The organism is Mycobacterium sp. URHB0044 (assembly GCF_000620625.1).
GTDB lineage: Bacteria > Actinomycetota > Actinomycetes > Mycobacteriales > Mycobacteriaceae > Mycobacterium.
Map to the genome: position 1 here is coordinate 424059 of NZ_JIAW01000005.1, position 24424 is coordinate 448482.

A 24424-nucleotide genomic window follows, 5' to 3' on the forward strand; every position below is an offset into this window, starting at 1 on the left:
CAAGGGGTGCTATCAGCTCGAACTACTAATGCACTCTTGCCCAGCGTCGGCCTCCTGTTGGCCGGCGAGTCACCGGTGCAGGGCTCATATCCCGTACCGATGGAACGCCTACCGAGACCTCCCCCGAGAACTACGCTTCAGCTCGACGCGTCGGGGGGAGATTGCAATGGTCTTGGCCGCATTGATGAATTGCCGGGCACGGTGATCGTCAGATGACCGAACAGCCCGACGCTCCGACGACGCCTCCGGGCCCGGGTGAGCCGACCGCGAGTCGGGTGAGTCGACGTCACCTGCTCGGTGGAGCTGGGCTGCTCGGTCTCGGTGCCGCGGCGGGCGCCGTGGCCGCCACCGCACTACACGGGAACAGTCCCGGTGTCGCCGAGCGGCAGCAAGGCCCCGGCCAGGACCCGCGCAGCTACACGGTGCCTCGAGCGCCCGGCACGCGCCGGCCGCCGAACCAGCCGCTGAACGTCATCTTGATCATCCGTGATCAAACGCGGTTCGACCTGCCCGCTGCGGCCGGTTACAGCACACCGGCCCTGGATCGTTTGGCGCAGCAAGGGATTAGCTTCCGCAACCACTACATCGCGTCGGCGATGTGCACGCCGTCCCGTGCGGCGTTCTACAGCGGACGTCCGCCGCAGGTCAACGGAGTCTTCGACCAGATGGAGACCGGCTGGGTGCCCAACTTGTCCAGAGACCAGCCCAACATGGGCTCGATGATGAAGAAGCTCGGCTACCAGACCGCATTCTTCGGCAAGTGGGAAATGGAAGCAGACATCATTCCGCCCAAGCCGACGGTCAACTACAGCGAAGCGCTCCAGCCGTATGGATTCGACATCTATCAACCGGACGGCGACAAACCCGGCGCGCCCAACCAGGGCTACGACACGGATGTGTCCACGGCAAGCGACGGTGTCCGATGGCTGCGTGGCAATGTGCCCACGCTGCGCGAATCCGGGCAGCCCTTCTTCTTGGTGATGAGCTACCTGAACCCGCACGACATCATGTACGCCGACGCCAATGTCCCAGGAACACCTCAAGTGCAGCAGGCCGTCTCGAAGGAAGCGATCGTCACCCCACCGCAAAATGCGCTGTACGACCAGCGCTGGAACACCGCTCCCTCGCCGACGCTGCTGGAATCGCTGTCGGCGCCGGGCATGCCACCGGCGTTGGGCGAATACAACACCGGGTGGGAGGGGGTTCTCGGCACCATTCCCACCGACCGCCCGGATATGTGGCAAGTCTTCAACGACTACTACCTGAACATGATTCGTGACACGGACCTCAGCCTGCAACAACTCGAAGACGGCCTCGACGAGCTCGGCCTCTGGGAAGAGACGGTCGTGATCTTCACCGCGGATCACGGCGAAATGGCGGGTGATCACGGCGGGATCCGGGGCAAGGGACCGATGGCCTATGAGGGCAACCCATGTGCCGTTGATCGTTGTCCACCCCGACTACGCGCGAGGTCAGCAGACCGACGCCGTCACCAGCCACTTGGATCTGATGCCGTCACTGCCCGGACTTGCGGGCGTACCCGAGGACAAGCGACGTGCTGCAGTAGAGGGCCTGCCCGGCCGGGACTTTTCCGGGGTGCTCGCCACGGCCGAGACTGCGAGCCCACAAGCCGTCCGCCCCGGCGCCTTGTTCAACTACGTCGGCCCCCTCACCATCGATGCGGACTATTGCGTGGCGGGGATGAAGGAACTGCTTCAAAACAAGCCGGCGCCGCCGCTGACGGATCTTCGATCCAAGCTCAACAAGCGCGGATTCATGAGTTTTGCCTTCGACGGACGGTACAAGTTCGCGCGCTACTACGCGCCTGCCAACTTCAATACGCCGACAACGATGGAAGAAATCCTGCGGAACAACGATATTCAGCTATTCGATCTGAGAAGCGATCCGCTCGAGACGCACAACCTGGCCCTGGAGCCAGAGAAGAACAAGGATCTCATCTTGCGGATGAACGTCCTGCTGAACGAGCTCATAGCCGATGAAGTGGGCAAGAACGACGGGAGTTTTCTGCCGGAGGAGATTCGCCCCAAGCCCCTGTGAGCCTTCGGGCCCAGACGAAGGTTTCTCCACAGGATGGCGTGTGCTGTGCCTCAGCGACCGAACGGGCCGGCGAGCGCCTCCGCGATCAGGTCGTACACCTCGTTCTCCTCGGAGTAGATACCGGGGAAGAAGTAATACCCGTGCGGTAGGCCGGCCGGGAAGTAGTCGACGGTTCGGCCACCGGCATCGCGGACTCGTTGCGCGAACGCCCTCGCAGAGTCGACAAGGGGGTCGTGCGTGCCCGCAGTGACGACGGCGAGCGGGTAATCGGTCAGGTCGCCCTCAATCGGACTAACCCATGGATGATTCCACGGGGTCGTGCAGACGTACGCACCGCGGATGTAGCCCATGAAGGCGGTGTCGTAAACGATGCCGCGGGGCGCCAGGTTCCGAAACGACTCCCACCGCTCGTACTGGAAGTCGGTGAACGCACCGAGCAGCACGACGGCGCCGGGTATCGGTACGGCTTCGTCGCGTGCGCGCAGCGGTATGGCCGCGGCGATGGTGGATCCAGCCGAGTCGCCGGCGACCGCGATCCGGGAGATGTCGCCACCGAGGTCGCGGCCGTGGTCGGCGACCCAGCGGTAGACATCGAAGGCGTCGTCGAACGGAGTCGGAAACGGAAACTCCGGGGCCGACCGATAGTTCGCCGACACCACCACAGCGCTGTTGGTGTACGACAGTTTTCGGGCCAGAAAGTCGCAGTCATCCGACGTGCCGACAGTGAACCCGCCACCGTGGTAGTAGACGATCATCGGAATGTGTTCGGCGGGCGGCACGGTTGTCGGCCGGTAGAGCTGACAGCGCGCGACACCGTCGCTGACGGGCAGGTAGACCTCGACGACGTCCACGTCCGGCACAGCCTCGGCCCCGCTCGGCGGGACGAGGGCGGGGTTGGGTGAACGCCCGTCGCCGATATAGCCGCTGCGCACCGGTGCAATCATCAAGTCGCGCAACGCTACTGGCTGCCGGAGATTGGCCAGGACGCGGTACATCGCCATCGAGGGATCGGCTGGATCGATGTAGCTCAGGCCATCGATGGTTACCGGGGCGGTCACGTCAACGACGCCGGCTGGGATGGATCGAAGGGACGCGGGGATCACGCTGCGCATCGTACAAATTGCGACCGGCACAAAACGCCCAATGACGGAACTGGTGCCATCTTGCGCAAATGCGGGATCAAGTCCATCGGACAAGTGCGGCACCGAGGACGTACCACCAAAAGTGGTCCCAGAGGCGGACAAACTCAACAGTGGTTGAGCTCTGGATCGCGCACTAAAGCAGGTCAGAGCCTACTTCTCATGGTCGGGCTGACAGGATTTGAACCTGCGCCCACTTGACCCCCAAAGCCGGGCGAGGCCGAATTGCGTTGCGCTGCAAGGTATTGGGATGCATGTTCACCTGCACAAAACGCCTCAGGCCGTCTCCGCTCGACTCCCCCAATCTGCACCGCTTGTGACAGCGTTCTCTTTATGCGGCACGTGGCTGGAGGGTCCTTCAAGCCGGTATGCGATACAGCCTGCCGCAGCGGAGCCGACGAATACGTAAATACTCTGGCTCGATCTTGGCGAAACTCCGTGGCGCGCTGATCGAGAGCGAATACTCAATGGCGACGGGCGGCTCACGGAGGGGGACCCTCGTGATTGAAGAGGGGGCTTGCCTTCGCTTCGGGTTATGACGCCTGAGACGACGAACTCGTCGCGCAGCATCCCGAGGTCTTCGCCGACCACGCGGCGGAATTCTGGCTCGAGGCGGGTGCCGACCCGCATCGGGCACTATCGCTGGCGAGCAGGAATCTCGAGGTCCGACAGACACCCCGGCCCGGGCACTCCTCTGTCGTGCCACGCGTGCGGTTGACGGTGCTCGGGCCGAGGTCAGGAGTCAGAGCGTGGCAGATGTCATCGTTATCGGTGCCGGCCCGGCCGGTGTTTTCGCCGCGTATCGTGCCGCCGTCCTCGGCGCCAACACGACGCTGATCGCCCGCGACCAGTTCGGCGGCATGGGGGCCAATGACGGACCGGTGCCAGTTCGCACACTGGCTCACGCTGGCCGGCTGATCCGGGAGGCTTCCCAGCTCGGTCGCTACGGCATCGCCGTGAGCGAGCCGACCCTTTCGTATCCGCAACTGCTCTCCCGCGTCCGCGAGGTCGTCGATGAAGTGCGTGCCCATTCACTTCGGCGCGAGTACCTAGACGAGTTGGGTGTGACGACCCACGAAAAGGCGGGCACCGCAAGGTTCGTCGATCCGCACACCATCGAAACCGACAGTGGGCTACGGCTACAAGCCGACAAATTCATCATCTGCGCCGGCGGCACCAGCCGACGGCTACCGGTCCCCGGCTTCGAGCTGACCGCAACCCACAGCGATGCCTGGGCCCTAACCACGATCCCGCCATCGATGCTCGTCGTGGGAGCAGGAGCGACCGGAGTCCAGGTCGCCTCGATCTTCAACGCTTTCGGCTCTCGAGTGCAACTCCTCCAGGCCGGCCCGCGCATCCTGCCCACCGAGGACGAAGACGTCTCCGTGGCTGTCGCCGCCGCATTCCGCGAATCAGGCATCGTGGTACGCGAAGACTTCGGCACCATCGAAGCATTCGAGAAAACCACCGACGGCGTACGGATGGTGTTTTCCAAGGACGGCAGGCACGACAGCGCAGAAGCGGCAATCGCTGTCGTCGCGGTCGGCTGGGTTGCCGATAGCGCCGGGCTGGGCTTGGCCAACGTCGGAGTAGAGACCGATGCGCGGGGATACGTGCGCGTCGATTCCTACCTTCAGACCACTGCGCCCCACGTGTTCGCCGCCGGAGACGTCACCGGTCGACTCATGCTGGTTCCACACGCCGTTCACGACGGTCTACTAGCGGCCACCAACGCCGTGCGCGGCGCGACGACCACGATTGCAGATCAAGTAAGTCCAATCGGCAGCTTCACCGACCCCGAGTACGCACAAGTGGGACTGACCGAGTCCAAAGCCCGCGCATCACACGATGTGGTCGTCACCACGATTCACTTCGACGGCAACACACGCGCCATCATCGACGGCCGCACCACCGGGTTCTGCAAGCTGATCGTCGACCGCGCCACGTCCACCATCCTGGGCTGTCACGTGGTGGGCGAACGGGCCGTCGAAATTGTTCAAGTCGTGGCCGTGGCAATTGCAGGGCGGATGCGGGTGGACGACCTGGCCCGGGTTCCGCTGTCGGTACCGACCTATGCAGCAATTCTCGGCCGAGCGGCATACCGCGCCGCCGAGCAACTCAACCTCCACGTCGGTGGCCAGGTGTCTGAGATGGAGCGCTGAACCCGACCTACCAGCAGATGCCGCATACGTTCACCAGCATCCCGTTCGTTAGGGCTCGCGGTCGCGTTGTGTGCGATCGGCCCAAAATCTAAAACGCCAGGTCAGATACCGTTTTTGTGGTCGGGCTGACAGGATTTGAACCTGCGACCACTTGACCCCCAGTCAAGTGCGCTACCAAACTGCGCCACAGCCCGTGGTGCCGCTGGGATCGCCAGCAGCAGCACGTGAGCCTACCGCAGGCCCCGCCCGCGATCCCAATCACGGTCGCGCCCTGCGCAACCGCCCAGGAATCAGAGCATCAGGAGCCGGTACAGCCCGATCAGACCGACCACCACGATCACCACGCGCAGCGCGTTCGGTGAGAGCCGACGCCCGTAGTGAGCGCCGAGGAACCCGCCGATCAGCGAGCCCACCGCGATCAACCCGGCCGCGATCCAGCTGATCCGGTCGAACGCCACCACCGTGTACGCCACCGCCGCCACCACGTTGACGAGCAGTGACAGCAGGTTCTTCGCCGCGTTCATCCGCTGCATCGACTCCGGCAGCAGCGCCCCCATCGCGCCGATCAGCAGGATGCCCTGCGCGGCGGTGAAGTAGCCCCCGTAGATGCCGACGGCGAACGTCGCCACGACCAGCGCGGCCATCCGGCCCCTCGACACGTGCTCCACCGGTTCGGCGTCGCCACTCAGACCCACTGACCCGCTGCCTGGGACGTGCTCCAGTCGGTCACTCTCGGCGCGCCGACGCGCCCACGCCTGAATCCGCGGGCCGAACACCACCAGCAGCAGCGCGCCGATCAGCAGCACCGGCACGACGGCGGTGAATACCTTCTCCGACAGGTGCAGCAGCAGCCAGGCGCCCACTCCGGCGCCGACCAGCGACGCCGGAATCTGCCACCGAAGCCGGTGCCACTGGCCGCGCAGTTCACGTCGATACCCCCACGTGCCGGAGATGCCACCGGCAACCAGGCCGACGGCATTCGACATCGTCGCGGTCACCGGCGGATACCCGAGCGCGACGAGCGTGGGGAACGTGATCAACGTGCCCGAACCGACGACGGCGTTGATCGCTCCGGCTCCCACCCCGGCCAGCGCGATCAGGAAGATGTCGACGATGGGCACCCAACAACCCTAGCGAGAGCAACCTTTGCGGTTTCAACCGCTCGGGGAGTTCAAATGTGCTAGCGCTTCGCTCCGGATCGCTTCTCCCGGACGCGCACGTTGATGCGGACAGGGCTGCCCTCGAAGCCGAACTCCTCACGCAGCCTGCGCTCGATGAACCGCCGGTACCCGGCCTCCAGGAACCCGGACGTGAACAGCACGAACGTGGGTGGCCGGGCGGTCGCCTGGGTGACGAAGAGGATCTTCGGCTGCTTGCCACCCCGGACCGGCGGCGGGTGCGCGGCCACCACTTCCTTGATGAACGTGTTGAGCCGGCCCGTCGAGATGCGGGCGTCCCAAGATGCGAGCGCACTCTCCAGCGCGGGCACCAGCTTCTGCACCGCGCGGCCGGTCTTCGCCGAGATGTTCACCCGCTGCGCCCACTGCACCTGCGCCAGATCCAGGTCGATCTCGCGGTCCAGCAGATAGCGCCGGTCCTCGTCGACCAGATCCCATTTGTTGAACGCGAGCACCAAGGCGCGACCCGCCTCGATCACCATGGTCAACACCCGCTGATCCTGTTCGGTCAGCGGCTGCGACGCATCGATCAGGACGACGACCACCTCGGCGGCGTCGATGGCGCCATGCGTGCGCACCGACGCGTAGAACTCGTGCCCGCTCGCCTGGCCCACCTTGCGACGCAGACCGGCAGTGTCGACGAAACGCCAAGTCTTGCCGTCCAATTCGATCAGCGAGTCCACCGGATCCACGGTGGTGCCCGCGACATCGTGAACCACCGACCGCTCATCGCCGGTCAGCCGATTCAACAGCGAACTCTTGCCGACGTTCGGCTTGCCGACAAGCGCCACCCGTCGCGGTCCCCCGCTGCCGGACCCGACCGCGGACGCCTCGGGCAGCGCGTCGACGACGGTGTCGAGCAGATCGGCCACACCGCGGCCGTGCATCGCACTGATCGAATGGGGCTGACCCAGTCCGAGCGACCACAACGCGGCGGCCTCCGACTCGACGCGCTCGCTGTCGACCTTGTTGGCCGCCAAGAACACTGGCTTGCCGGCACGTTGCAACCGCTTGGCCGCAGCCTCGTCGGCAGCGGTCGCCCCGACGACGGCGTCGACCACGAGGATGATGGCGTCCGCGGTGCGCATCGCCACCGACGCCTGTTCGGCCACCAGCTGCTGCAGGCCCTTGGCGTCGGGTTCCCAGCCGCCGGTGTCCTGCACGAAGAACCGGCGACCGAGCCAGTTCGCCTCGTAGGACACCCGATCCCGCGTCACCCCCGGAATGTCCTGGACGACCGCCTCGCGCCGCCCCAGGATGCGGTTCACGAGCGTCGACTTTCCGACGTTGGGCCGTCCGACGACGGCGACCACCGGCGGCGGCACCGACGCCTCCTCGACTTCGGCCGCGACGTCTTCCGGCGTCAGCTCCCAGTCGCCCTCGTCGACCCAGGTTCCATCGGATTCAGAAGTCATTGTCTTGCCCCGGCGCGTTGTTCGACGACGTCCAAGAGGTGCGCCACCACTTCGGATTCGGTCATGTCACTGGAGTCGACGACCATCGCGTCGTCCGCCGCCCGCAACGGCGACACCACGCGGGTGGAGTCCAGGTGGTCGCGGCGGCGAACGTCGGCAAGTACTGCGGCGTAGTCGTCGCCGAGCCCGTTCGCGATGTTCTGATCGTTGCGTCGGCGCGCCCGCTCCTCGGCCGACGCGGTCAGGAAGATCTTGACGTCGGCATCGGGAAGCACCACCGTGCCGATGTCCCGGCCCTCCACCACGACGCTGCCCGGACCTGCGGCCAGCTCGCGCTGCCGCTGCACGAGGCGGGTCCGCACGGCAGGCACCGCCGATACGGCAGACACCGCCCCGGTCACCGCGTCGCCGCGGATCTCCGCCGAAACATCTTCTCCCCCAAGGTAGGAACGCTCCTCGTCGGGGTCGAAACCGACGGCCATGTCGACGTGCTCCGCCACCGATCCCACCGCGACGGCGTCGTTCACGTCGACACCGGCGCGCAGTGCGGCCAGCGTCACGATCCGGTACATCGACCCGGTGTCGAGGTAACGCGCGCCAAGCGCACGCGCCAATCCCCTTGACACCGAAGACTTTCCCGTTCCTGCCGGTCCGTCGACGGCGATCGTCACGGAGTCGCTCACATCCCCACCGCCTTGTACAGTTCGCCGATCTCCTTGCTGGTCAACACTCGGATGCTGCCGGGACGCTGCTCGCCAAGCGACACCGTGCCGATGTCGGTGCGCACCAGTTCCTGCACCGGGAAGCCGACCTTGGCCAACAGCCGCCGGACGATGCGCTTGCGCCCCTCGTGCAGCGTCACCTTCAACAGCGACCGACCGGGCACGGCATCCACCACCGCGAAGTCGTCGACGTGCACGGGCCCGTCCTCCAATTCGACGCCGGCCCGCAGCTTCTTGCCCAGCCCGCGCGGCACCGTGCCGAGCACGGTGGCCAGGTAGGTCTTGGGCACCTCGTACGACGGGTGCATCAAGCGGTGCGCCAGTTCGCCGTCGTTGGTGAGCAACAACAGCCCTTCGGTGTCGGCGTCGAGGCGCCCCACGTGGAACAGCTTCTTGTTGCCGCGAACCCGATACTCGACGAGGTCGCCGACGCACGGCCTGCCCTGGTCGTCCGACATCGTCGAATGCATCCCGCGCTCTTTGTTGATCGCGAGGTAGACCATCGTGTCGTCGACCTGGATCCGCGCGCCGTCCACCCGGATCAGCGACGCGTCGGGGTCGACGCGGGTGCCGAGTTCGGTGACGATGACGCCGTCGACCTCGACGCGGCCGTCGATGATCATCTTCTCGGCCACCCGGCGCGAGGCAACTCCGGCCTGCGACAACACCTTCTGCAGCCGGACGCCCTCATCTGGTTCGGCCATGTCAGTCCCTATCCACGTCGAACGACAACGGCTGCTCGCTGGCAGCCTGAGCCCCGCCGAGCCGGACGAAACGCGGCTCATCCCCCATCGACGCGGTGATGTCGTCGATGACGTCGACATCCGGCAGCAGCGGCGCGAGGTCGGGAAGGTCGGTCAATGACGACAACCCCAGGCGCTCGAGGAACATCTCGGTGGTCGCGAAAGTTGCTGCGCCAGAATCGGGATCGACGCCCGCCTCGGTGATCAGACCGCGCGCCAGCAGGGTGCGCATCACCGCGTCGACGTTCACGCCGCGCACCGCGCTCACCCGTGCACGGGTGACCGGTTGCCGGTAGGCGACCACGGCCAGCGTCTCGAGCGCCGCCCTGGTCAGTTTCGAGCGGGTGCCGTCGAGCAGCAGCCGCTCGACGTACGGGGCGAAGCTGGCCCGGGTGTACATCCGCCAGCCACCGCCGGCCTCGCGGAGGTCGATGCCACTCTCGCGGGCGGTGAGCTCGTCGGCCATCAGCCGCAGCTTCGCCGCCACGCGGTACGCGGGCTGATCGAGGGCCGAGGCCAACGCGTCCGCGGACACCGGAGTGTCCACCACGAGCAGCAGGGCCTCCAGCGCCGCGCCGAGCTCGGCGTCGTCCAATTCCGGGGGTTCTGCGACGTCGATGCCCAGGTCGGTATCGCCGATTTCGTCTGTCATGAATCTGTCTCTTCCACCGCGGCCGCCAGGTGCTCGTTGGTCGGCTGGTCGCCGGTCCACGAAACCTGCAGCACTCCAAGCGGTTCTACTTGCTCGAATGCTACCGCCCGGGCCCGGAACAATTCGAGCAGCGCCAGGAACCGCCCCACGATCTCGATCCCGCCCGAACAGTCGGCAACCAGTTCGGAGAACGTCGCCCACTGCCCGATTCCCCGCTCCTCGAGCATCCTCAGGACGTGCCGTGCCTGCTCAGGCACCGACACTGCGGGCACGTGGAGGTGCCCGGTGCCCACCGTCGGCACCGGCCGCGGGGTGAACACGGCCGCGGCGATCTGCGCGAACCGTTCGGCGTCCACACCCAGCATGACCTCGGGCAACAGGTCTTCGTACCGATCCTCCAGCGCCACCGCGCGGGGGTAACTGCGCAGCGCGGCAGCCTCCAACTCGGCGAACATCTCCGCGACGTGCTTGTAGGCGCGGTACTGCAGCAATCGGGCGAACAGCAGGTCACGCACTTCGAGCAGCGCGAGGTCTTCCTCGTCGTGCACCTCGCCCGACGGCAGCAGCCGGGCAGCCTTGAGGTCGAGCAGTGTGGCGGCGATCACCAGGAACGCGGTGGTCTCGTCGAGGTCGAGCTGCTTGGCGGCCGCCTTGGTGTACGCGATGAAGTCGTCGGTGACCGTGTGCAACGCCACTTCGGTGACGTCGAGGCGATGCGCGAAGATCAGCTGCAGCAGCAGGTCGAAGGGACCTTCGAAGTTGCTCAGCCGGACCTGGAAACCCGGCGCGGCTTCCGCCTCCGGTTCCGCCGCCGGGGCGGTTGCTGCCTCCGAAGTGGTCTCGCCGCTCACACGCCGAACCGGTCGATGACCTCACGCGCCAGCGACCGATATGCTTGTGCGCCACCGGATTTGGGTGCCCACGTGGTGATGGGCTCGCCGGCGACGCTGGTCTCTGGGAATCGGACGGTCCTGGCGATCACGGTGTCGAAGACTAGATCACCGAACCGCTCCAGGACACGCGCCATCACCTCGCGGGCGTTCACGGTGCGCGTGTCGAAGCGCGTGATGAGGATGCCGCTGATGCTCAGCTTGGGGTTGAGTCGGTCATGGACCTTCTCGACGGTGTCGGTCAGCAACGCCAGACCACGCAGCGAGAAGTACTCGCACTCGGTGGGAATGATCACGCCGTCGGCGCACGCGAGCCCGTTGACGGTGAGCAGTCCGAGTGAGGGCTGGCAGTCGATCAACACGTAGTCGTAGCGGTCCAGGACCGGGTACAGGGCGCGCGCCAGCGACTGCTCCCGACCGACCTCGTTGACCAGTTGGATCTCGGCGGCCGACAGGTCGATGTTGCTCGGCACCAGGTCGAGGCCCTTGACCCGGGTCTTGATCAGCACGTCGTCGATCGACACCCGCGGCTCGACCAGCAGGTTGTGCACCGTGTGGTCCAGTTCGTAGTGCGGGACGCCAAGGCCTGCGGAGAGCGCGCCCTGCGGGTCGAGGTCGACCAGCAACACGCGCCTGCCGTATTCGGCCAAGCTGGCGCCCAGGTTGATGGTCGACGTCGTCTTGCCGACGCCGCCCTTCTGGTTGCACATGGCGATGACCTTCGCCGGTCCGTGCACACTCTTGGGCTTGGGTTCGGGGATCAACCTGGGTGGGCGCCCGGTCAGGCTCGTGCCATCGGTCGTTGCGGCGTCGTCGGTCACGAGGGACCGTCGCTGCTCAGGCGACCCATACCCATGGCGAACATCGGGTGAAGTCTAACGGTTGAGCAGGCCGGGAACGGCCGACCCGCGGGCAACCGAGCCGTCCGATTCGACGAAGGGCCCACCTAGGGTGGGCATCGTGAGCTTGAAGCGGCGCAATCCGCTCCCTGCTCGCCGACCTCGTGCTCGAGTCCGAATACCTAGGCTGACGAGCGCCTACCGCGCCCGTGGATGCGCCCCGGCCCACACTTCGCGCAGCGCGTTGACCGTGACCAGGGTGTAGATCTGCGTGGTCGTCACCGACGCGTGGCCGAGCAGTTCCTGCACCACACGGACGTCGGCGCCGCCCTCCAGCAGGTGCGTCGCGAACGAGTGCCGCAGCGTGTGGGGCGAGACGGCGGCCGATATCCCTGCCCGCGCCGCGGCGTCCTGCAGCACCTGCCAGGCGCTTTGCCGAGAAAGTTGCCCGCCGCGCGCGTTGAGGAAGATCGCAGGCGTCCCCTTCCCGCGCCGGGCCAAGTCGGGCCGACCGCGCACCAGATAGGCGTCGAGCGCGCTGACGGCGGGCCTGCCGATCGGCACCAGGCGCTGCTTGCCGCCCTTGCCCCGCAGCAGCACCGACCGAGAGTGGGTGTCGACGTCGTCGACGTCCAAGCCGACGGCCTCCGAGATCCGCGCCCCCGTCGAATACAGCACTTCGAGCAGGGCCCGGTTGCGCAGCGTCAGCGGCCCGTCGGCCTCGCTGTCGCCGCCGGCGCCGTCCAGCAGCGCGAGCACCTCGTCGACGGTGAGACTCTTGGGCAGTCGACGGCTCGGCGTCGGTGGCTTCACCTCGCGGGCCACATCGAGATCGGTCAGTCCCTCGGCGGCGGCGAAGCGGTGCAACCCCCGCACCGCAATCAGGGCGCGGGCCGCGGAGACGGCGGACAGCGGGACGACGCCGGCGTCGGGGTCACCCTTGCGCAGCGCGACCAGGAAGTCGGTGACGTCGGTTTCGGTGACGTCGCGCAGGTCGTCGACGCTGCGCAACGCAAGGTGCTCGGCGTAGCGACGCAGGTCTCGGCGGTAGGAGGTCAGCGTGTTGGTGGCCACCCCGCGCTCGATGGTGAGGTGGTCGAGGTAGCCCTGAACCTGGTCGTCGAGGGCGCACCTAAATGCGGTCAAGTTCTGGCCTTGCGCGAGCGGAACCTGGTCGACCGATCGATCCACGGCGCGTCGACGGGTCGCAGCGATTCCGGCTCGGCCATTGCGTGTGCGGCCAAAATCCCCGCAACGGCAATCGAATTCACGATCTCGCCGTCCAACACCATCTGCACGGCGTCGTCCAACGGCGTCCGCTTCACAGTCAGATCGGCTTCCTCGTCGTGAGCCTCCGGCCGGCCGACGTCGGTCAGCCCGGTCGCTAGATAAACCCGCACGCTCTCGTCGCTGAACCCCGGCGCGGAGATGATGTCGACCAGTACCCGCCACTGCTGCGCGGCCAGCCCGGCTTCCTCCTCGAGTTCGCGCGCGGCGGTCTCGTGCGGCGGCTCGTCCCCCATGTCGAGCAGCCCGGCGGGCAGTTCCCACAGCCGACGGCCGACCGGATGGCGGTATTGGTAGACCAGAACGACGTTGCGCTCGTCGTCCAGCGCGACGATCGCCACGGCACCGAAGTGCTCGACGACCTCGCGGCGGGCCGTGCCGCCACCGGGCATCCGCACCTCATCCGCGCGCAGCGCGAAGATCTTTCCGACGTGCAGGGTTTCGCTGTCGATGGTCTCGAAGTCGTGGTCAGCCACGATGCACGGGCTCTTGCAGCCGTTGTGCGACGTCCTCGGACTGCGCCGAACTCAGCTCCTCCCGCACGCGCTCCTCGGTGCCGTTGGCGCGCTGCTCGCTGATCTCCATGGGCAGGCGCTCAGCGGCCTTGTAATCGAGCGCCGCGCCGATGAACGCCACGAACAAGGGGTGCGGACGGGTCGGTCTACTCTTCAGCTCGGGGTGGGCCTGGGTGCCGACGATGAACGGGTGCACGTCGGCGTCGTATTCGACGAACTCGACCAGGTGCCCGTCGGGCGAGGTTCCGGAGAACTTCAACCCGCTCTCGGCGATGCGGTCCCGGTAGGCGTTGTTGACCTCGAATCGGTGCCGGTGCCGCTCGGACACGTCGGTGGCCTGATACGCCTTGGCCACAATCGATCCGGGCTCGAGGACGGCGGGATACGCGCCGAGGCGCATGGTTCCGCCGAGATCGGCCTCCCCGGCGACCGCGTCCCGCTGGTCGGCCATGGTCGAGATCACCGGATCGGGCGTCGTGGGGTCGAACTCCGAGGAGTTGGCCTCGCCGATCCCGACCGATCGGGCCGCCTCGATGACGATGCACTGCAGACCCAGACACAGGCCCAGCACCGCCACGCCGTGCTTGCGGGCGAACTTGATGGCACCGAGCTTGCCCTCGATGCCGCGGATGCCGAACCCGCCGGGAATCAGCACGCCGTGCACGTCGTTGAGCGCGGCCGCCGCGCCTGCGTCGGTCTGGCAGTCGTCGGAGGCCACCCAGCGGATCTCGACCTTGGCGTGGTGGGCGAAACCGCCTGCCCGCAGCGCCTCGGCCACCGACAGGTACGCATCGGACAGGTCGATGTACTTGCCCACCAACGCGATCCGCACGGTCTCCTGCGGCTCGTGCACGCGGCGCAGCAGATCGTCCCACTCGGTCCAGTCGACGTCGCGGAACGGCAGGTTCAGCCGCCGCACCACGTAGGCGTCGAGCTCCTCGCGGTGCAGGACCTTGGGGATGTCGTAGATCGACGGCGCGTCGGGCGTCGAGATCACGCCGTCGATGTCGACGTCGCACATCAAGGCGATCTTGTTCTTGAGCGGTTCGGGCACGTCGCGGTCACAGCGCAGGATCAGCGCGTCGGGCGAGATGCCGATGCTGCGCAGCGCGGCGACCGAGTGCTGGGTCGGTTTCGTCTTCAGCTCACCCGACGGTGCCAGGTAGGGCACCAGGGACACGTGCAGGAAGAACACGTTGTCGCGACCCACCTCGTGCCGGACCTGCCGGGCAGCTTCGAGGAACGGCAGCGATTCGATGTCGCCGACGGTGCCGCCGATCTCCGTGATCACGACGTCGGGCCGGTTGCCGTCGGCGTCCGGCTGCGCCATGGCCAGGATGCGGCTCTTGATCTCGTCGGTGATGTGCGGGATGACCTGGACGGTGTCACCGAGGTACTCGCCGCGGCGCTCCTTGGCGATGACCGCCGAATACACCTGCCCCGTGGTGACATTCGCCCATCCCGACAGATTGCGGTCGAGGAACCGCTCGTAGTGCCCGACGTCGAGGTCGGTCTCGGCACCGTCCTCGGTGACGAACACCTCCCCGTGCTGGAACGGGTTCATCGTTCCTGGGTCGACGTTGAGATAGGGATCGAGTTTCTGCATCGTCACCTGCAGGCCGCGCGCCGTCAGCAGCTGTCCGAGACTGCTTGCGGTGAGGCCCTTGCCGAGAGACGACGCCACACCCCCGCTGACGAACAGATGCTTGGTCGCGGTCTGCGGGTGCTTGCGTAACGATGGCAAGTGCAACCTCCGTGGCCGATGGGGCAGGACTTGCTTGACCAGGCGAAGACCTGGCCTGGGGCCTGCCGACCCACGGAATCTCACCCTAACACCGACACCGACAACCCGTCGTTGGCGCGCCGATGGCGAGCTCTACTGAGGCACCGTCACGGCCGTCGCGCCCTGCCCGATGCCGTACTGGCCGGGCCGGCCGCCGCCGGCCAGTTCCTGCAACGCCAGCACCGCGGTGAGCCGGCCGGATTGGCTGTCGACGTCGTCGACGGTGCTCACGACGCTCGTGAGGGCCGCGTCCGATCTGGTGACGGCGACCGCGGCGGTGCCCGACCCGGACCCGTCCCGTCCCGCGATGACGGTGCCCGTGCCGTGCGGCGCCAGGCCGGCGGCGAAGCGTGCGACGCTGGCGCCCTGGTTGCCTGCGTCCTCCGCCAGTCCACCTCCGGTGACGATGAGGGCGGTGTCGGCGGCACCGATGCGCTCGCCGCCGTAGGTGATGAAGCCGGTGTCGCGCAGAGTGCTCAGCACGGTGTCGCGTTGGGTGTCGTCCACGGCGGGCGCCGCGGGGTCCTTGCCTCTGAGCAGGGCGATGCCGAGCAGGTCGCCTGCCTGCGATCCCTGATCCACCAACTTGGTGCTCAACTGACGTCCGGCAGGGACGATCGGCGAGTTCACCACCGAGAGCAGCTTCTCCGCGGAGTTGGCGTCGACGAACTCTTGCGTCAGCGCGATGGTGCCCGCGACGGTGCCGCCCGCATCACCGACGAATCGGGTGAGTGCCTCGACGTCGTCGTCGGCGGCATCGGGCGTGCGGAACAGTACGACCGACTTCCCGGTGAGCGCGTCCCTGAGTATCCGCGGCGCCATCTGCGCGTCGAATTCACCAGCGGCGCTGAGCTTTTCGTTGAGTCCGTTCTTGTCGTCCGTCAGACCGTTGATCTGGTTCTGCATCTCGTGCTTGTCGTCGCGCAGACCGGACAACAGCGTGTTCGACAGCAGGCCGGACCCCAACGCCACGCCGACGGCGAGCGCGAGGAAGACCGCCGCCAACGAAATGGCATGCGAACGAAGGGAAATCATGCGTGCCCCCTAGGTGACGAAACCTTGGACCCAGAGCAGGAACCGATCCCAGTAATCCGACATCCACTGCAGGACCGTGGCATCGGTGCGTGACACCCACAGCGCCACGATGACGGCGATCAGCATGGCCAGCACCAGAAGTGCGATGGCGCCACCGGAGACCCGGCTGCGGTAGAGGGTGGCAACGGCCTTGGCGTCGACGAGCTTCTCCCCGACCTTGAGCCGGGTGAGGAAGGTCGACGGGTTGCTCTGCTGCCGCGAGCGGTCGAAGAACTCCTCGATGCTCGCGGTGTGGCCCGCGGTGACGATCAGGGATGCGCCATGGTGATCGGCCAGCAGCAGCGCCAGGTCGGCGGCAGAGCCGGCCGCGGGGAACGTCATGGCGCCCACGCCGAGGTCCTGGATGCGCTCGAGTCCCTTGGCGTGACCATCGGCGTCGGCGGGCAGCACCACCTGAGCTCCCGAGCGCAGCACCTCGACGCTCATCGTCTCGGGGTCGCCGACGATCAGGGCCGGCCGGTAGCCGCCCTTGCGCAGCACGTCGGCTCCGGTCCCGACACCGATCAGTACCGGCTGATACTCCTTGATGAACGGCTTGAGCGCCTTGAGGTCGTCGGCGGCGCTCGGCTCCTCGGCGACGACGACCACGTGCCTGCGGTGCAGGTCGACGTCGATGTCCGGGATGCCCATGCCGTCGATGAGCAGTGGGCTCTCGCTGCGGATGAACTCGATGGTGTTTCCGGCGAAGGCCTCGAGGTGGGCGACCAGGCCGCTCTTCGCCTCGAGCATCAGCTCGTGGATCTCTTGGTCGGTGCGTTCGGTACCGAGCGCGATCCGCCGGTCGCCCGAGTACACGCCGCCGTTGTGCAGGCGGACCCGCGAGCCGTCCTTGATCTTCTTGAAGATCTCGGGGCCCGCTTCGTCGATCAGCGTCACGCCGTTGGCGACGAGCACCTCGGGGCCCAGGTTCGGGTAGCGGCCCGAAATCGATGGGGACGCATTGACCACCGCCGCGACGCCGGCGTCGACCAGCGCGTCGGCGGTGATGCGGTCCAGGTCCAGCGCGTCGATGACGACGATGTCGCCCGGATCGATGCGCCGGAGCAGCCGATCGATGTCACGGTCGACGCGGGCGGTTCCTGCGACCCCGGGGCGGGGGCCGGCATTACGCGAAAGCAGCGCTGACATCTTCATGGGCCCGATTCTGTCGGCGAACCCTCAAGTTGAGGTGGAGGCGCGCCGTAACATCAGCCCCAGAAGTAATCTCCTGTCACATCTGCAACAGGCTCACGATGCGACGTCGAGCCTCGCGGCCTCGAGGAGCTCCCGGGCGTGTGCCCGTCCGCTGTCCGATTCGCCGAGCCCTGCCAGCATTCTCGCCAACTCGGCGACGCGGGCGTCGTCGTCGAGACGACGCACCTCGCTGGACTTGGCGCGGCCGTTTCCGCTGTCGACCACGAGATGAACGTCGGCGTAGGCGGCGACCTGTGGCAGGTGCGTGACGACGATGACCTGATGGGTCCGAGCCAGCCGCGCGAGGCGCCGCCCGATCTGCACCGCGGCGCGTCCGCCCACGCCCGAGTCGATCTCGTCGAACACCATCGTGGTGCCCTCGGCGGACGCCGCCAGTACCACTTCGAGCGCGAGCATGACGCGGGAGAGTTCACCACCCGAAGCGCTCTTCGCGAGTGGCAGCACGTCGGATCCGGCGTGCGGGGTGAAGCCGAACTCGACGGCGTCCACCCCGTCGTGTCCGGCGTGCACGGTCTCGCCGGACGGCAGCAAGAGCGGGGCCGAGTCGTCGGCGCGTGCCACCAGCGGCGCCACCGAGATGCTGAACCCGGCGCCGGCCATGGCCAGGCCCGCGAGCTCGGCGGTGACGGCCTTGGCCAGCGCCTTGGCGGCCTTGGTGCGGACCTTGGTGAGATCGGCGGCAGCCACCACGAGCGCCGCCTGGAGTTCGTCGACGCGGGATGCCAGCGCCGCCAGAGTTTCTTCGGAGACGTCGAGCTGCGCCAGCCGGTCGCGCGCCTCGCCGGCCCAGGCCAAGACCCCGTCGACGTCGGCGGCGTACTTGCGGGTGAGGTTGCGCAGCTCGCCTTGGCGGGCCAGCTTGGTCTCCAACGTGCTTGCGTCGCTGGGCAATTCGCTCAGGTAGGCACCCAGCTCGGTCGACACGTCGGCGATGACGGCCAGCGCGCCGCCGAGCCGGTCGCCGAGCGACCGCAGCACCGCGTCGTCGGTGGACTCCAGCGCCGACTTCGCATGGCTCACGCCGTCGACCGCCGACGCCGCGTCGGGATCCGTCGCCTCGTCCAGCTCGCCCGACAGCGCAGCACGTGCGGACTGCGCGGCCTCGCGCAACGCGTCCAGTTCGGACAACCGGCGGATGTCGGCCACCAGCGCCTCGTCTTCACCGGGTTGCGGCGCGACGGTGTCGATCTCGTTGAGCCCGAACTGCAGCCGGTCGGCTTCCTGCGCCAGCTCGCGGACCCGAGCCCGGCGATCGGCGAGGTCGCGGCGGGCCGTCAGCCACTCGTCGCGGATGTTGCGATAGCGCGCGAGCCGCGCGTCGACGTCGACGAACCGGTCCAGTGCCGCGCGCTGTTCGTCGGGTCGCATCAGGCGGAGTTGATCGTTCTGGCCGTGCAGCGCCAGGAGTTCGGTGGTGAAGGTACTCAAGGACTTGGCGGGCACGCTGCGGCCGCCGAGGTACGCCCGCGACGGGCCGTCCCGGCTGACCGAACGCGCCGCGATCACGCTGCCGTCGTCATCGCGCTCGGCACCCGAGGAATCGAGGATGTCGTCGATCCTGACCGCGACGTGCTGGCCCAGTTCGGTCGTGGTGAACCGGCCTTCGACGACGGCGCGCTCGGAACCCGATCGCACGCGGGTGGCGTCGGCGCGCGCACCCCCGAGCAGATGCAGACCGGTGACCACCATCGTCTTGCCGGTTCCAGTCTCGCCCGTCAACACGGTGAGCCCGCGGTCGAATTCGGCGGTGGCGGCGTTGATGGCGCCAAGCGCCTCGATCCGGATTTCGGCAAGCACTACTGGCCGCGCCAACCCGTGACGGGCAAGCGGAACTTGCGCACCAATCGATCGGTGAAGGGAGCGCTGTCGAGCCGCACCCACTTCAGTGGTGTGCCGCAGCGCGTCACCTCCAGGCGCCCACCGGCGGGCACCACCATCTCCCGGCGGCCGTCGCAGAACACCATGGCGTTGGGACCACCCGCCTCGACCTCGATGGCGATGTTCGCGTCCGGACTGGTGACCATCGGGCGCGCGAAGAGCGCGTGAGCGTTGTTGGGCACCACCAGGATCGCCTCGAGATCGGGCCACAGGATCGGCCCGGCCGCGGAGAAGGCGTACGCGGTGGATCCCGTCGGCGTGGACACCAGCACGCCGTCGCAGCCGAACGCCGACACCGGCCGGCCGTCGACCTCGAGCACCACGCCGAGCACCCCGAGGCGCGGGCCCTTCTCCAGGCTGGCTTCGTTGAGCGCCCAGCCGCGGTGGGCGATACGGCCCTCGACGCGGACGACGACGTCGAGGGTCATGCGTTCCTCGACCCGGTAATCCCGCTTGATGACGTGGTCCAGCACGGTGTCGATGGCATCGGCCTCCGCCTCGGCGAGGAAGCCGATCCGGCCGAGATTGACGCCGAGGACCGGAATCTCGACGTTGCGGGCCAGTTCGGCCGCGCGCAGGAACGTGCCGTCACCGCCGAGGACGAGCACCAGCTCGCAGCCCTCCGCCGCACGCTCGTCGGCGTCCACCACTTCGATTTCGACGCCGAGGGCCCGCAGGTCGTCCGGCGCCAGGTGGACGGGCCCGCGATCGACCGCCTCGGCGGCCAGCACCCGCAGGCCGATGCCATGGTCGCCGAGGACCTTCTCGACCCGTCGTGCGGTCTCGGTGGCTTCGTCGCGGCCGGTGTGGACCACCAGCAGGATCGTGCGCTCGCAGGTCACTGTGGCCCCTCCGCGACGGCATGGGCGACGGCCTCGTTCAACGCATCACCGGCGAGTGGCCGGTCGGTGCTGGCCCGCAGCCGCAGGAAGTACTCGACGTTTCCGGATGGACCGGGCAAGGGACTCGCGGTGACATCGACGGCGTGCCAACCCAGTTCGGCGGCCCGATGCGCGACGGTGAGGACCGTCTCGGTCCGCAGCCCGGGGTCGCTGACCACGCCACCGGGACCGACGCGATCCTTGCCCACTTCGAACTGCGGCTTCACCATGGGAACGATATCGGCGTCCACCGACGCGCACGACACCAACGCGGGCAACACGGTGGCCAACGAGATGAACGACAGGTCCGCCACCACGAGGTCGACGGGCCCGCCGATGGCCTCAGCGTTCAGTTCGCGCACGTTGGTGCGCTCCATCACCCTCACCCGGGGGTCCGACCGCAGGGGCCATGCGAGCTGGCCGTACCCGACGTCGGCGGCGACCACCTCGACGGCGCCCCTGTCCAGTAGCACCTCGGTGAAGCCGCCGGTCGACGCGCCCGCGTCGAGGCAGCGACGATCCTGGACCGATATGCCGAAGGCGTCCAGCGCCCCAATGAGTTTGTGGGCGCCGCGCGACACCCAGGTGCGTTCCTCGCCCGCGACGGTCAGGCTGGCGTCCAAGGCGATGGCTGTCGCCGGCTTGGCTGCCGGCATGCCGTCGATCTTGACCCGACCGGCGCCGATGAGCTCGGCGGCCTGCTGACGCGAACGCGCCAGGCCGCGCCGCACCAGCTCCGCGTCAACGCGGGCGCGTCGAGCCACGTGCACTCACCTGCCGTTTCCGGGGGCCGCCGGTCCCCTTTCGACCGACTCGAGCGCTTGCACCAACAGATCGTGCGCCTCTTCGAGCCGCGTCGCGATGTCCTCCACGTCGGCATCCGCTGCGTCCGGTTCGGGCAGCACCGCGAGCAAGGCGGCGATGTTCGAACGGATCTGATCCGGATCGGTAGTCATGTCGCCGTTCACGCTAATCGACGGAGGGCACGAGTCCATCGGGGGCCTGCAGAAGCGACCAACGTTCCAGCGCCTGGTGGGCGGTGTTGTCACCACCCATGACGGGAAGCGGCTGGCCGTTCAGTCCGGCCTGCCACACCGCGCTGGCCGTTGCACGCACCACCGTCAGGGAATCCTCGGCATCTCGACCCGTCCAGTAGACGGTCACGGCACGATCTCCGACGTCAACCCGCCAGGCGGGGTGCGGCGCGATGCGCAACGTACTCGCGCTGTCGTACAGCGAGCGCAGATCGGCGGCGACGTAGTGCGGGCGCTGCTCCGCGCCGGCGTAGATCATCTCGATCGGCGTGCTGACGCCGGTGAGCACCAACATGCTGGGCAGCCCCGTCGCGATGGCCCCGGCGATGTCGGTGTCCAGGCGGTCACCCACGACCAACGGGGTGTCGAACGTTCCGCGGGCCAGCGCATCCGACATCAGGGTCGGCTGTGGCTTGCCCGCGACCTGAGGTTGCCGGTCGGTGGCCGCAACCAACGCGGCGACCATCGAACCGTTGCCCGGCAGCAGGCCGCGCTCGGACGGCAGGGTGCGGTCCACGTTGGCGGCCACCCACACCGCGCCGGCACGGATGGCGAGGGTGGCCTCGCAGAGTTCGGCCCAACCGGTCTGCGGCGAGTGACCCTGCACGACGGCCACCGGATCGTCTGAAAACTGTCGGACGGGACGCAGGCCGACGTTGCTAACCTCCGCCGCAAGCGCATCCGTACCGACCACCAGAACCGTTGAGCCGGTGGGCAATTGAGTGGCCAGCAAGCGAGCCGCACTCTGAGCGCTGGTGACGACGTCGTCGGGCTTGGCGGCGAAGCCCAGCGCCACCAGGTGCTCGGCGACCTCGTGAGGTCCGCGCGAGGCATTGTTGGTCACGTACAAGGTTCGGGCCTCGACGGCGGCAAGGGTCTCCACCGAACCCGGCGTCGGCTCGTGGCCGCGAAAGACGGTGCCATCGAGGTCGAGGAGCAGGCAGTCGTGCTCCTGCGCGAGTGTCGTCACGTCAGCTCAGCTCCGTAATGCGTTCTTCGGCGTCGGTGACGCCCTCGAGGTCGGCGGCAGCGGCATTGATGAACCACTGCAAGGCTTCCGCGTCGCGCCCGAGCGCGAGCAGAGTCTCGGCATAGACGTAGAACAGGCGCGCCGGCGTCTGACCCGTCCGGGTCGGATCCAGTGGCGGCGAGGCGAGGATGGCCAGTGCTTGTTCGTTCTGCCCGAGGTCCGACCTGGCACCTGCGACGACGATGCGCAGTTCGTCGGCATCGTCCCCGGTGAGTTCGGCGGCCTCGGCGCTCTTCGCCAACTCGATGGCCCGTTCCGGACGTCCGACGCCGCGCTCGCAGTCCGCGATCAACGGCAACAGCGGCGACTTGCTGCCCATCCGGCGGGCGGCACGCAGTTCGGCGAGGGCTTGCGCCCAATCGCCACAGTGGTAGGCCGCGATGCCCACCGCTTCACGGACGGCGGCGATCCTGGCGGCGCGGTTGCGGGCAGCCTTGGCGTGTTCGAGCGCGGCCTCGGGGTCCTCATCGAGGAGCTCGCCGGCCGCAACGAGATGTCGCGCAACGTAATCCGCGGTTGCCTTGTCCAATGTGGTGAGCTCGCCGCGGATCTCGGGCGCCAATTGCCGGGCTTCGATCGAGGCGGGCAACGCTGGACCGGTTCGCTGCGATTGATCATCCGCGTGCTGCGGTCGGGGCTGTTCGCGCCGCGCACGACCGGGGCTCGACGTCCGTGGTGCACCGTAGCGATCGCGCGAACCGCGGGGAGGCCCGCCGGCGTTGGAAGCCCGCCGCGGACGTCGCTCTTCGCTGCCGTCCTGCCTGTCGCTCGCCACGTGTGCCTTCCCTGTTCTGCGGACCGTCCCGCAAGAGGATACGGGGCCATTCGACTCTTCGCGAAGAAGGCGAATTCAATTGGTCCATTCCCGAATACAGAATCGCCCCCCACGCAATTGTGGGGGGCGATTCTTTAAAGGGTGTTCGGCGGTGTCCTACTTTTCCACCCGTATGGGTAGTATCATCGGCGCTGGTAGGCTTAGCTTCCGGGTTCGGGATGGGTCCGGGCGTTTCCCTGCCGCTGTTGCCGCCGTAACTCTATTTTATTTTCAGCCCTAAACACTCGCGCCACTCGAGGTGGGGGTGTTTTTTGGTGGTGGGGTGCGGTGTTGTGAATTCGTGGTTGCGTGGTTGCGGACGCGTCATTTGTTGCGGTGTCTTACACATTCTCTGAACCATTGCTGGTTTTTGTTGTGTGTAAGTTTTCGGCCGGTTAGTGCCAGTTCCCTGCGCCCATTGCTGGGTTTCTAGGTCTGGTCTATCGATCCCGTAGTCTGCGGGGGGCCTTATCCCACTTAATGGGTGAGAAGCCTGGTCTTGGAAGAGGTTTCCCGCTTAGATGCTTTCAGCGGTTATCCTGTCCGAACGTAGCTATCCAGCCGTGCCCCTGGTGGGACAACTGGTAGACCAGAGGTTCGTCCGTCCCGGTCCTCTCGTACTAGGGACAGGTTTCCTCAAGCTTCTGACGCGCGCGGCGGATAGAGACCGAACTGTCTCACGACGTTCTAAACCCAGCTCGCGTGCCGCTTTAATGGGCGAACAGCCCAACCCTTGGGACCTGCTCCAGCCCCAGGATGCGACGAGCCGACATCGAGGTGCCAAACCATCCCGTCGATATGGACTCTTGGGGAAGATCAGCCTGTTATCCCCGGGGTACCTTTTATCCGTTGAGCGACACCCCTTCCACTCGGGGGGTGCCGGATCACTAGTCCCGACTTTCGTCCCTGCTCGACATGTACGTCTCGCAGTCAAGCTCCCTTGTGCACTTACACTCAACACCTGATTGCCGTCCAGGTTGAGGGAACCTTTGGGCGCCTCCGTTACTCTTTAGGAGGCAACCGCCCCAGTTAAACTACCCACCAGGCACTGTTCCTGAACCGGATATACGGTTCGAGGTTAGAAGCCCAATACGATCAGAGTGGTATTTCAACAA

General features: G+C 67.1%; 21 protein-coding genes, 1 tRNA gene and 2 rRNA genes. 2 read left to right on the forward strand and 22 right to left on the reverse strand.

All coding sequences use genetic code 11. The annotated features are described in order from the left end of the window. Nucleotides 1–338: 338 nt before the first annotated feature. Nucleotides 339–2000 (forward strand): sulfatase-like hydrolase/transferase, encoded by a 1662-nt coding sequence (locus tag N536_RS41510; protein WP_231514514.1) that lies wholly within the window; start codon nt 339–341, stop codon nt 1998–2000. Nucleotides 2001–2108: 108 nt separating this feature from the next. Here N536_RS41510 and N536_RS0113730 read toward each other — a convergent pair whose 3' ends face one another. Beyond that, complete coding sequence (locus N536_RS0113730) at nt 2109–3161, reverse strand: alpha/beta hydrolase (protein WP_029114129.1); 1053 nt, start codon at nt 3159–3161, stop codon at nt 2109–2111. 785 nt (nt 3162–3946) lie between these two features. Here N536_RS0113730 and N536_RS38390 point away from each other — a divergent pair. Further along, nucleotides 3947–5359 carry an NAD(P)/FAD-dependent oxidoreductase gene (locus N536_RS38390; protein ID WP_036436197.1) on the forward strand — a complete coding sequence of 471 codons (1413 nt, stop codon included), beginning with the start codon at nt 3947–3949 and terminating at the stop codon, nt 5357–5359. Nucleotides 5360–5476: 117 nt separating this feature from the next. Here N536_RS38390 and N536_RS0113740 read toward each other — a convergent pair. The 21 genes from N536_RS0113740 to N536_RS0113840 form a co-directional block, all read right to left on the reverse strand. Then, nucleotides 5477–5553 (reverse strand) — tRNA-Pro (locus N536_RS0113740). 96 nt (nt 5554–5649) lie between these two features. After that, nucleotides 5650–6480: a sulfite exporter TauE/SafE family protein gene (locus N536_RS0113745; RefSeq protein ID WP_029114130.1), complete on the reverse strand. Its 831-nt coding sequence runs from the start codon at nt 6478–6480 to the stop codon at nt 5650–5652. Between the two features lie 59 nt (nt 6481–6539). Continuing rightward, nucleotides 6540–7952 (reverse strand): ribosome biogenesis GTPase Der, encoded by a 1413-nt coding sequence (gene der / locus N536_RS0113750; RefSeq protein ID WP_029114131.1) that lies wholly within the window; start codon nt 7950–7952, stop codon nt 6540–6542. Further along, nucleotides 7949–8635: a (d)CMP kinase gene (cmk, locus tag N536_RS0113755; RefSeq protein WP_029114132.1), complete on the reverse strand. Its 687-nt coding sequence runs from the start codon at nt 8633–8635 to the stop codon at nt 7949–7951. Before cmk ends, der begins: the two co-directional genes overlap by 4 nt. Next, nucleotides 8632–9378: a pseudouridine synthase gene (locus N536_RS0113760; RefSeq protein WP_029114133.1), complete on the reverse strand. Its 747-nt coding sequence runs from the start codon at nt 9376–9378 to the stop codon at nt 8632–8634. Before N536_RS0113760 ends, cmk begins: the two co-directional genes overlap by 4 nt. Before the next feature lies 1 nt (nt 9379). Beyond that, on the reverse strand, nt 9380–10069 hold the full coding sequence (scpB, locus tag N536_RS0113765; RefSeq protein WP_029114134.1) for an SMC-Scp complex subunit ScpB: 690 nt from the start codon (nt 10067–10069) through the stop codon (nt 9380–9382). Beyond that, nucleotides 10066–10836 (reverse strand): segregation/condensation protein A, encoded by a 771-nt coding sequence (locus tag N536_RS0113770; RefSeq protein ID WP_231514523.1) that lies wholly within the window; start codon nt 10834–10836, stop codon nt 10066–10068. Before N536_RS0113770 ends, scpB begins: the two co-directional genes overlap by 4 nt. An 80-nt stretch (nt 10837–10916) precedes the next feature. Further along, nucleotides 10917–11780, reverse strand: coding sequence for a ParA family protein (locus tag N536_RS0113775; protein ID WP_029114136.1), 864 nt, complete (start codon nt 11778–11780; stop codon nt 10917–10919). Nucleotides 11781–11996: 216 nt separating this feature from the next. Then, nucleotides 11997–12944 carry a site-specific tyrosine recombinase XerD gene (gene xerD / locus N536_RS0113780; RefSeq protein ID WP_029114137.1) on the reverse strand — a complete coding sequence of 316 codons (948 nt, stop codon included), beginning with the start codon at nt 12942–12944 and terminating at the stop codon, nt 11997–11999. After that, nucleotides 12941–13561, reverse strand: a complete 621-nt coding sequence (locus N536_RS0113785; RefSeq protein WP_029114138.1) for an NUDIX hydrolase — start codon at nt 13559–13561, stop codon at nt 12941–12943. The genes xerD and N536_RS0113785 overlap by 4 nt, the downstream gene beginning before the upstream one ends. After that, the gene (locus N536_RS38395) at nt 13554–15344 is read right to left on the reverse strand and encodes a CTP synthase (protein ID WP_081809187.1); all 1791 of its coding nucleotides are present in this window, start codon (nt 15342–15344) and stop codon (nt 13554–13556) included. Before N536_RS38395 ends, N536_RS0113785 begins: the two co-directional genes overlap by 8 nt. Nucleotides 15345–15476: 132 nt before the next feature. Then, a complete protein-coding gene (locus N536_RS0113795) occupies nt 15477–16418 on the reverse strand; it encodes a copper transporter (RefSeq protein ID WP_029114139.1) in 942 nt (313 codons plus the stop codon). 9 nt (nt 16419–16427) lie between these two features. After that, nucleotides 16428–17612, reverse strand: coding sequence for a putative cytokinetic ring protein SteA (gene steA, locus N536_RS0113800; protein WP_029114140.1), 1185 nt, complete (start codon nt 17610–17612; stop codon nt 16428–16430). 93 nt (nt 17613–17705) lie between these two features. Next, the gene (gene recN / locus N536_RS0113805) at nt 17706–19469 is read right to left on the reverse strand and encodes a DNA repair protein RecN (RefSeq protein WP_029114141.1); all 1764 of its coding nucleotides are present in this window, start codon (nt 19467–19469) and stop codon (nt 17706–17708) included. Beyond that, nucleotides 19469–20392 (reverse strand): NAD kinase, encoded by a 924-nt coding sequence (locus tag N536_RS0113810; RefSeq protein ID WP_029114142.1) that lies wholly within the window; start codon nt 20390–20392, stop codon nt 19469–19471. Before N536_RS0113810 ends, recN begins: the two co-directional genes overlap by 1 nt. Beyond that, complete coding sequence (locus N536_RS0113815; RefSeq protein WP_029114143.1) at nt 20389–21195, reverse strand: TlyA family RNA methyltransferase; 807 nt, start codon at nt 21193–21195, stop codon at nt 20389–20391. The genes N536_RS0113810 and N536_RS0113815 overlap by 4 nt, the downstream gene beginning before the upstream one ends. A 6-nt stretch (nt 21196–21201) precedes the next feature. Then, the gene (locus N536_RS0113820; protein ID WP_029114144.1) at nt 21202–21387 is read right to left on the reverse strand and encodes a hypothetical protein; all 186 of its coding nucleotides are present in this window, start codon (nt 21385–21387) and stop codon (nt 21202–21204) included. A gap of 13 nt (nt 21388–21400) precedes the next feature. Beyond that, a complete protein-coding gene (locus N536_RS0113825; protein WP_029114145.1) occupies nt 21401–22435 on the reverse strand; it encodes an HAD-IIA family hydrolase in 1035 nt (344 codons plus the stop codon). Between the two features lies 1 nt (nt 22436). Then, nucleotides 22437–23270 (reverse strand): tetratricopeptide repeat protein, encoded by an 834-nt coding sequence (locus N536_RS0113830; protein WP_197040131.1) that lies wholly within the window; start codon nt 23268–23270, stop codon nt 22437–22439. Between the two features lie 143 nt (nt 23271–23413). Further along, nucleotides 23414–23526 (reverse strand): 5S ribosomal RNA (rrf, locus tag N536_RS0113835). A gap of 158 nt (nt 23527–23684) precedes the next feature. Next, nucleotides 23685–24424, reverse strand: a 23S ribosomal RNA gene (locus N536_RS0113840); the annotation flags it as partial.